Here is a 9,575-nt window from a genome sequence, read left to right on the forward strand (position 1 = left end):
GATCAGATCTTTACTGAACGACTGCCATGGGGTAAGCGGAATGGCATCGCCAAAACAGCCACAACTGGTAACTACTTTGAACGCTGCAGATATAAATGTGAGCAGGGTAAAAAAGATGATGAGAAGCAATAAACCCCAGGCTACCTTTTTACTCCAGAAACCCAATAGCAATAAGACACCGAGAACAATTTCTAAAGTACAAAGTAAAATAGCAATACCAGTGGCCATTCCACTCAGGAAATTCATGTGAAAAACTTCAAAATATTCCTGTAGTTTATAGCCAAAGCCAAGTGGATCGTTTGCTTTGATCAATCCTGAAAATATGAATAAAGCACCGACAAAAATCCTGGAGAATCTTAAAAGTATGTTTCGCATCTGTATGTATCTATTTTTTTAAAGGCTATTACGCTATTTATTTAACGCCGAGTTTGATCAGTGCAAAAACCGAATAGTTCAACATATCCTGATAATTTGCATTAACGCCCTCCGAAGCCAGGGTTTGCCCTTCGTTGTCTTCTATCTGTTTTACCCTAAAAATTTTCATCAAAATCAGATCGGTTAACGAGCTAATGCGCATATCGCGCCAAGCCTCACCATAATCGTGGTTTTTGGCAAACATTAAATCTTTCGTTTCCGTTACMTTTTCTTCAAATCTTTTTTCAACTTCGGTATAAGGCATCTCGTTCGGATCACTTTCGGTCAGTTCGAGCTGCATCATGGCGATAATACAATAGTTTACAATCCCGATGTATTCAGATATCACACCCTCTCCTACTTTACTTACTTTTTTTTCTTCGAGCGTACGGATGCGTTGTGCTTTGATAAAAATCTGATCGGTTATCGAACTTGGTCTTAAAATCCGCCATGCAGTGCCATAATCTTTAGTCTTTTTTAAAAATAATGATCTGCAAACTGCAATCACTTCATCAAATTCGGTAGAGGTATTTGTTTGTGCCAAAGCCAATAAGATACTCATCAAGGCCTGGCGCTAAAGATATTTCTACCAGTGAAGAGGTTGACCGTTTGGTGCCCGTGGTAGAAAGTTTAGTAAAAGCATTTCCCGAAGCGGTTATTTCTATTGATACCTTTAGGGCGAAAGTGGCGGAGGAAACGATTTCTGCCGGTGCGCATATCATTAATGATATTGCCGCTGGAGATATGGACGAACAGATGTTCGAAACGGTGGCTAAATTACAGGTACCTTATATGATGATGCACATGAAGGGTACTCCTCAAAATATGCAGCAAAACCCTGTTTACGACAATGTGTTATTGGAAGTAATTGATTACCTGGCGAAAAAAGTTGCGGCGCTTAAGGCACTTCATGTTCACGACGTAATTATTGACCCTGGTTTTGGCTTTGGAAAAACAATCGAACATAATTATGAGCTGCTTAACCAAATGGAAGCTTTTAAAATTTTCAAACTCCCCATTTTAGTGGGCTTCTCGCGTAAAGGAATGATCTATAAAACCCTTGGCACTTCGGCAGCAGAGGCCCTGAACGGAACTTCGGTACTCAATACCATTGCGCTACAAAAAGGAGCGGGCATTTTAAGGGTACATGATGTTAGGGAAGCAATAGAATGCGTGAAGTTAGTTGGGATGCTGTATGACTAATTTCGATTGGTCGATTATTTGATTATAGTTTCTGATCCAATATTAAATTGAGGCAGGGCGCAGACTTCTGGCAGATTCGTCCTGCTGAACTTGTTTTACAAGTAGAAATATTTTTTTCAATTGTCTTGTAGCTACTCCGTGGTCAGCATCTATTTTTGGAGTAAAAACCCTGAAACAAGTTCAGGGTGACGATCCTTAAAAAACAATTAACCAATTTAAACAGTTAACCTATCTTGCTTGTAAACTGAAAACCGTTTTGCTATCTTGCCACTAATGAAAGGATTAGATTTTGATTTCGTAAAATTCACCATTACCGACGTGGTAGACATCGTGCTCGTAGCACTTTTAATCTATTACGTATATACACTAATCCGCAATACCTTAGCTGTTAACCTACTCGTTGGGATGCTCATCATCGCAATATTCTATCATATTGTTGATGCTTTGCATATGAAATTACTCACGGCCATCATAGAGAAATTTATGAGCGTGGGGATTATTGCATTGATTGTAATTTTTCACCCAGAGATCAGGCGCTTTTTGTTGCTGATCGGAAAAAATGCTTTTTTACAAAAGAATAAGGCCTGGTGGGGATATTTATTTGGCAGAAAAGAAATTGAAAGGAATAATTTAACCCGCATAAAACCAATTATTGATGCCTGTAAAAGCATGAAAAAAACGCGTACAGGCGCATTAATGGTATTCGTTAAATTTTACGATGAGCAATTTTTCGCCAATAGCTGTGAACTTGTTGACGCCAAAATATCGAAACGTTTGCTGGAAAGTATCTTTCAGAAAAACAGTCCGCTGCATGATGGTGCCGTGGTTATTTCGGAGAACAAAATTAAAAGTGCGAGCTGTATTTTGCCTTTGACGGATAACGACCAGTTGCCCTCTCAGTTTGGGTTAAGGCACCGTGCGGGTATTGGCGTTTCTGAAACGACTGATGCTGTTGCAGTAATTATATCAGAAGAAACCGGAGAAATATCGTATGCCAAACAAGGCAGGGTAAGAATGAATGTTTCGTTTGGGGAGTTGGAGAAATTRCTGAATAAGGATTTTTAGTAATCACAGGTGAGGATTTATTCGTGTCGTCACCCTGAATTTATTTCAGGGTCTAATGGCAGAAAGATGCTGAAATAAATTCAGCATGACGATTAAGTAGAAGATAACTAAGTAAAACCCAATCATCTTCACAAGCCCCATAAACGCAAAATGGTGAATGTTTCCACCCACCATTTCATTATTATTTAAATCACCCTTTATCGGTGTAATCCCTCAATCTGTGCAATCAACCGTTAGCAGTATTGTTCAAAAGCACCGATCAGGTTATCAGCGATCATTTGTGCCGGACGGCCTTCAATCTGGTGACGTTCGATCATGTGAACCAATTTACCATCTTTAAATAACGCCATTGCCGGAGAAGATGGAGGGAAGGGCATCATGTAATTTCTAGCCTGATCTACCGCTTCTTTTTCCATTCCTGCAAAAACAGTAACCAATTTATCAGGGTGTTTTTCGTGTGCTGCTGCTGCTCTTGCGGCCGGACGTGCATTTGCTGCTGCGCAACCGCAAACCGAATTTACAACTACCAACACAGTTCCTTCGCCTTTAATCGCTTGATCTACGTCTTCTGCGTTTTTTAATTCTTGAAAACCTACGTTAGTTAATTCCTTACGCATTGGCTCTACTAAATATTCTGGATACATTATCTTAGTTTTTTATTTACAATTTCAATGCTACAAAAATAAGAAAATCGAATGGTATGCACCATTCGATTTATATTTTTAAGGTAAAATTAAAATGGCCCTTATTCTAAACCTTTTAAGATTTCTTGCATTTTATGTGGATCACTTAACATCCCCATGCCAAATATCACAATAATGGCAACATAATAAAGCAATGATAAAATATTAAGAACCAAACCTATAATTGCGCAAATTCTTCCCGCATTTAAATTTTTAAATGAACTTAAACTGTAAATAGCAGGGTTAACTGCGTACAAAGCCTTGTCTTTTTTACTTAAAACCAATGCAATGATTGCCGGAATCAGTCCCAAAATACCATAACAACAGCAAAATGCAATGGAAAGAATTCCTAATACAAGTACAATTGTTGAGTTTGGTAAACTTTGTTGACCAAAACCTCCTCCAAACTGTCCAAATGGTGGTGGTTGCTGAAATGGAGGTGGGGTTACCGGACCATTACCTAACGGTTCAAATGGTGCAGGTTCTGGGTTTTTATCTTTTGAAAGATCAATCGGTTTATTTTCTTGAGGGGTTTCCTGTTCTTCTGACATAGCTATATTTAGATCAATTGGTGAGTGTATATTTTGTAAATGTAATTCATTAAAATAATTACTGCAACACTTGCAAAAACGATTTTTATCAACTGTGCCCCAAACTTAAAATCGACCTTAAGGTGAACAATGGTAAATACTACGACAAAAATGAGTGGAATTGTTGCGGGATAAAACTTAAATGATGCGATTAAATCGCCCCTAAATAAAGCCAAAACCGAACGCTGAAAGCCACAGCCTGGGCAATCGAATCCAAAATGGGCTCTAAACGGACAAGTAAAAAGATGCTCGCTTATCCAATCGAGAAAATTATGTTGCGGTTGAGCCATCTATATCGCCAATAAATTTGATCTGCGCATCTTTCCATATTTTGTACTTCTCCAGATCTTTAAGCACTTGCCTATACACCAGGTTTAAGATATAGATATCATCAACAAAACCTAAAACCGGCACAAAATCAGGGATCACGTCTATTGGAGACAAAAAGTAAACCAAACCACCCAAAATAGCAATAATAGATCTTTTTGGAATTTCGGTATAATCGCCGTTCACGTAATCTTTAGATACGRCAAACAACAGCACCAGTTTCGACCAAACACCTTCCAGATCACCTTTATTGGTTACTGCCTTTCCCAATGCATCTTTAATCGTATTGCTGGCTTTGGTCTTATCACTTAAGATCACCGAAGCTTTACTTTGCGATTTTTTAAAGAAACCCAGTATTTTCTCCCTATTCAATTTCATAGTTAACGATATTACAAATTAACGGCCAAAAGCATCATAATTGTCTTCGGCATATTTGGTAAAGCGATCTAATAGTTTAATGTTTTTGTTCTCAATAGCCGTTAAATCGTTATCAACATTGTTTTTAACAGGCACATACCATTCTACAGGATCGAAAAAATTTCTGAAAGTCTGTTTTTTAAAGGCATAACCATGTCTGGCGAAAATGGTGTTTTTGATAATCTGCAGATCAAGCTTCCTTAAATTCTTTAGATCTTCTTCTTTAAGTGTAGTAGTTGAAGCATTTAATTTAAAAATCTGTTCGGATGCGCTTCTGTAAAAAGTATTGGCTCCTAACGAATCTATACTTCCATCTTCAAGGGTATCTAACCGCTCTACCATTTTGTGATCGCTCCAATCTACATATTCCATTTCGGTTGGCAACATACGGCTGGCATTATATTCAAAAGCTTTTTTTAACAACTTAAATTCTTTTCCTGGCCACTTCAGGTCCTTTTTATAAGCGTTCCATTTACCAATTAAGGTGTCGCCAACAAGGGTAATTTCAAATTTCCCATCGTATTTATCAGTACCAGGTTCATCCAGAACGAAGGTAATTTTACCACCATCTTCTGATATTTTACCCAATAACGGGCGGCTGTTGCCAGAAACCACGCTTTGTGCAATCACCGTATCTTTAGTTATTTTTTTTATATTGATATTCAGTTTTTTGACAGCATCAGACATATCTCCCTCATATTCCAACTCATCTGTTGTGTAAAAATCGCCTACCCAAAAACCGTAAAGTTCTTTGTGGATTTCCTGCTGTGCAATGCCTGTTGCTTTTTCTTTTTTTGTTTTTTTAGTGTCTCTGCATGATAGCATCAAAAAGGGAATCAGAGCGAATAATAAGATTTTTTTCATCGATAGTATATATTTTAAGGTCAAATAAATTTCTTTTTGATCAGCCATTCGGCGATTAACAAATTGGGTATCCAGCCTAACCAGGCGATAATCTGGTAAACATCCATTGGGGCTGGATGAAATAAATATACTAAAATAACTTTCCATAGCCTTAAAGTTATCGCAGAGGTTGCCAAAGCAAAACTACGGTACATAAACTTTTTATGGGCTATTATTTTTCTTTTTAAAATAAGCAGAATTGCCTTTATGGTAAACCAGAACCACAAACCGCCTAAAATAATAAATGAGGTTTTAGCCATTAATCCCCCATTTGCAAACCAGCCGATAAAAATACCAGAGGGCGCAGCAAGTAACAATACGAAGCCTGCATACAAGTAGCCCAACCATTTATGTATTTTAGGATATTTAGCTAAAATTTTAGGATTAAACTGCGTAAAACCAGCCAGTAGTACAAGTATGGCGCTATAGACGTGGAAGTAAAATATGGGAAGATAAGCTTTGATCCCTGAAACTTCAGTCTGTTTAATCTGCAGAAAAGACACTTCACTATTCAATGGGATATACCGTAAAGTAATCTGTACCATTAACACAAAGAAATAGGCAAAAAACAATAGCCAGGCCACACGTTTATAGCTGAAGCTTTTCATCTATTTTGTTAAACAGGAATAACTCATGATCCTAAGCGTAAAAAAGATGAGGATGTTTTTCATTATAGAGCAGCGTTATCAAATATACTAAAGTCACATTGAGCTTGTTGATTGCCTTTATAAAGTCTTCTACAGACTCAGACTGACATGTCTAAATGAGTTTTATTAAATTGAAGAAGATTTCATCATCTCCAAAATATCATCAACATATTTTCGCTCATTGGCTAAACGCGGCACTTTATGCTGTCCACCGAGTTTATCTTTTGCCTTTAACCAATTATAGAAAGTATTTTCGGGGGCATTATGCACTTTTGGCCGGGCTAAAGCCATATCCTTAAAACGTTTGGCATCATAGTCGGAATTCACCGCACGTAATGTGCTGTCCATAATATCTACAAACTTTTCAAAATCGTTAGGTTGTTTGTCGAATTCTATGATCCACTCGTGCCCCCCTGCTTTTTCATCTTTAAAATAAATTGGTCCGGCGGTATAATCTTTAATTTCGGCTCCGGTTTCCTGGCAAGCTTTGGTTAAGGCCTGTTCTGCATTGTCGATGATCACTTCTTCGCCAAAGGCATTGATAAAGTGTTTGGTACGTCCGGTAATTTTAATACGATAAGGAGAAAGTGAGGTAAATTGAATGGTATCGCCGATCATATAACGCCATAAACCACCATTTGTAGAAATTACGATGGCGTAATTTTTATGCAGCTCTACTTCACCCAGCATTAATGCTTTAGGATTTTCTTCACAGATATTCTCCATCGGCACAAATTCATAGAAAATACCATAATCCAGCATCAGCAGCATCTCTTCTGAGTTATCCTGATCCTGAATCCCAAAAAACCCTTCGGAGGCATTATAAGTTTCCAGATAATACATTTCATCGGATGGGATGAGCTGTTTAAACTGTTCGCGATACGGGGCAAAGTTTACCGCACCATGGATATACAATTCGAGGTTTGGCCAAACTTCCAGTAAATTCTGCTTTCCCGTAAGTTCGAGCACCTTTTTGGCCAGTACGATGGTCCAGGTGGGCACACCCGAAATGCTGGTTACATTTTCGTTGATGGTGGCCTCAGCCATTCTATCCATCTTAATTTCGTAATTATCCATCAATGCGATAGACATATCTGGCGTACGGTAATATTCGGCCCAGATTGGCAGGTTTTTGATCAGCACGGCAGATAAATCGCCATAAAAACAATCTTCGTTTAACTGATTAACCTGATGGCTTCCACCTAAAACCAAACCTTTTCCGGTAAACATCTGGTTATCGGGACGGTTATTGCAATAGATAGAKAGCATATCCTTTCCGCCCTTAAAGTGGCATTCTTCCAATGATTCTGGAGAAACGGGAATAAACTTACTCCTATCACTTGTGGTACCCGATGATTTTGCAAACCACTTGATATCTGATGGCCACAGAATATTTTGTTCTCCATTAAGCATGCGCTCAATATAAGGCTTTAAGGTATCGTAGTTTTGGATCGGAACACGTTCCTGATATTGTTGTGGAGTTAAGATTGATTTATAATCGTAAAGTTTGCCCCATTCGGTATTTTCGGCACTATCAATCAAGTTATGGAACCACTCTTCCTGAACATCGTATGGATATTTCATAAAAAGCTCGATCTGGTGGATCCGCTTTTTCATTAACCAGGTAAAAATTGAATTTACAAATGCCATATTAAAAAATAAACTGCTGATTTTTACCACAGATATTGACAGATAAACACAGATACTGTTGTTTTTGTTGCAACAATAATCCGATCTTTTTACCTGAAATAATTTTAGCTGTGTTTATCATCTTCATTCCCGAAATCCGGAATAAGAATTGGTTAATATTAAACATCAAATTTCTTACGTTTCAGCACAAAGTTCGATCCAAGATAAACTTTTCTTACCATCTCGTTCTCAGCCAACACCTCTGGAACACCCTGTTCTAAAATTTTACCTTCAAAAAGCAGATACGCCCTATCGGTAATCGACAGTGTTTCCTGCACGTTGTGATCGGTAATTAAAATGCCTATGTTTTTGTGTTTCAGTTTAGCAACAATACTTTGGATTTCCTCTACCGCAATTGGGTCTACACCTGCAAAAGGTTCATCCAATAAGATAAAATTAGGGTTAGCGGCTAAGGCACGTGCAATTTCGGTACGGCGGCGTTCACCTCCTGACAATAAATCGCCACGGTTTTTACGCACTTTATGTAAACTAAACTCGTTTATTAATTCTTCGAGTTTATCACGCTGTTCTTCCTTGGTCAATTTGCTCATTTCCAAAATGGCCAGGATATTATCTTCTACGGTAAGTTTTCTAAAAACAGATGCTTCCTGAGCTAAATAACCGATCCCCTTTTGTGCCCTGCGGTACATCGGATCTTCGGTAATATCTTCTTCTTCCAAGAAGATACGGCCTTCGTTTGGTTTAATTAAACCAACAATCATGTAAAAGGAGGTTGTTTTTCCGGCACCGTTCGGGCCTAAAAGACCAACAATTTCCCCTTGACTTACATTAAAAGAAACATTGTTTACAACAGTACGCTGTTTATATTTTTTAACCAGATTTTCGGCTCTTAATATCATATATTGATTGCTCCGTCATCCTGAATTTAGTTCAGGATCTTTATAATTAGATGCTGAACAAGTTCAGCATGACGAATTTATTTTATAGTTAATTAACTTTTATTCCTTTAATATTTAATTGCAAACGTTTCTTATCACGCCACACGTTTTCCTCTAACGTATAACAAACCGAAAACGGTACCTTTGATTGTAAAAGATTTTGAAATTCTGCCAACCCAAATGCAATGCCTTCAAAAATAGGCGAATTTTGTTGTTTTATGTTAATTTTTAAATGATTTGCGCCAACAGCCATGGCTTGCTGTGCAAGATATACATTATGGGTAACAAATATAGGCGCCATATTCTCTGGCCCGAAGGGTCCCATCTGCGATAAAACACGATAGAATTTACCATCTATCTGCGCCAGCTCGATTTCGGCATCAATCCTGATCATCGGCGTAAGCAACTCCTCTGTAATACTGGCCGACACAATTTCTTCGAATTTATCTGCAAAGGCATCTACATTATGCTGTTGCATGGTTAAGCCTGCGGCAAATTTATGCCCGCCATATTGATCCAATAAATCGGCACAACCGCTTAAAGCTTCGTACAGATCGAAACCAATTACCGATCGGCAGGAACCTGCCACATGTCCGTTAGATTTTGTTAATACGATTGTTGGGCGATAATATTTTTCAGTTAAACGCGAGGCCACAATCCCGATTACTCCCTTATGCCAGTTTTCGTTAAATACAACGGTAGTTTTTTTGTTGATCAGGATATCGCTTTCGCCAATTA

Annotated in this window: 13 protein-coding genes; 2 read left to right on the forward strand and 11 right to left on the reverse strand. The window is 38.1% G+C overall.

What is annotated here, in order from left to right; translation table 11 throughout:
* Positions 1-375 (reverse strand): MauE/DoxX family redox-associated membrane protein (locus tag AC1DND_RS11435; RefSeq protein ID WP_477581706.1); only part of this gene is annotated, 375 nt, incomplete at its 3' end.
* A 37-nt stretch (positions 376-412) separates the two neighbouring features.
* On the reverse strand, positions 413-976 hold the full coding sequence (locus AC1DND_RS11440) for a DUF1599 domain-containing protein (protein WP_477581708.1): 564 nt from the start codon (positions 974-976) through the stop codon (positions 413-415).
* Here AC1DND_RS11440 and folP point away from each other — a divergent pair.
* Entirely contained in the window at positions 952-1,617 is a 666-nt protein-coding gene (folP, locus tag AC1DND_RS11445; RefSeq protein WP_477581709.1) for a dihydropteroate synthase, read from the forward strand. The two genes, AC1DND_RS11440 and folP, sit on opposite strands and share 25 nt — an antisense overlap.
* Positions 1,618-1,890: 273 nt before the next feature.
* Positions 1,891-2,682, forward strand: coding sequence for a diadenylate cyclase CdaA (gene cdaA / locus AC1DND_RS11450; RefSeq protein ID WP_029275607.1), 792 nt, complete (start codon positions 1,891-1,893; stop codon positions 2,680-2,682).
* Positions 2,683-2,915: 233 nt separating this feature from the next.
* Here cdaA and AC1DND_RS11455 read toward each other — a convergent pair whose 3' ends face one another.
* The 9 genes from AC1DND_RS11455 to AC1DND_RS11495 all read right to left on the reverse strand — a co-directional run.
* Positions 2,916-3,326: a BrxA/BrxB family bacilliredoxin gene (locus AC1DND_RS11455; protein WP_029275606.1), complete on the reverse strand. Its 411-nt coding sequence runs from the start codon at positions 3,324-3,326 to the stop codon at positions 2,916-2,918.
* 101 nt (positions 3,327-3,427) lie between these two features.
* Positions 3,428-3,916, reverse strand: a complete 489-nt coding sequence (locus AC1DND_RS11460) for a CCC motif membrane protein (RefSeq protein WP_477581711.1) — start codon at positions 3,914-3,916, stop codon at positions 3,428-3,430.
* A gap of 8 nt (positions 3,917-3,924) precedes the next feature.
* Positions 3,925-4,245 carry a DUF2752 domain-containing protein gene (locus tag AC1DND_RS11465; RefSeq protein WP_477581713.1) on the reverse strand — a complete coding sequence of 107 codons (321 nt, stop codon included), beginning with the start codon at positions 4,243-4,245 and terminating at the stop codon, positions 3,925-3,927.
* Entirely contained in the window at positions 4,226-4,660 is a 435-nt protein-coding gene (locus AC1DND_RS11470) for a YkvA family protein (protein WP_477581715.1), read from the reverse strand. Before AC1DND_RS11470 ends, AC1DND_RS11465 begins: the two co-directional genes overlap by 20 nt.
* An 18-nt stretch (positions 4,661-4,678) precedes the next feature.
* A complete protein-coding gene (locus tag AC1DND_RS11475) occupies positions 4,679-5,563 on the reverse strand; it encodes a YARHG domain-containing protein (RefSeq protein WP_477581717.1) in 885 nt (294 codons plus the stop codon).
* A gap of 20 nt (positions 5,564-5,583) precedes the next feature.
* A complete protein-coding gene (locus tag AC1DND_RS11480) occupies positions 5,584-6,210 on the reverse strand; it encodes a DUF2306 domain-containing protein (protein ID WP_477581719.1) in 627 nt (208 codons plus the stop codon).
* Between the two features lie 165 nt (positions 6,211-6,375).
* Positions 6,376-7,899: a GH3 auxin-responsive promoter family protein gene (locus AC1DND_RS11485; protein WP_477581721.1), complete on the reverse strand. Its 1,524-nt coding sequence runs from the start codon at positions 7,897-7,899 to the stop codon at positions 6,376-6,378.
* Positions 7,900-8,057: 158 nt separating this feature from the next.
* A complete protein-coding gene (gene lptB / locus AC1DND_RS11490) occupies positions 8,058-8,798 on the reverse strand; it encodes an LPS export ABC transporter ATP-binding protein (protein ID WP_057931148.1) in 741 nt (246 codons plus the stop codon).
* Between the two features lie 88 nt (positions 8,799-8,886).
* The coding region (locus AC1DND_RS11495) for a DHHA1 domain-containing protein (protein WP_477581723.1) at positions 8,887-9,575 on the reverse strand (689 nt) is incomplete at its 5' end.

This window comes from Pedobacter sp. 01N416 (genome assembly GCF_056399685.1).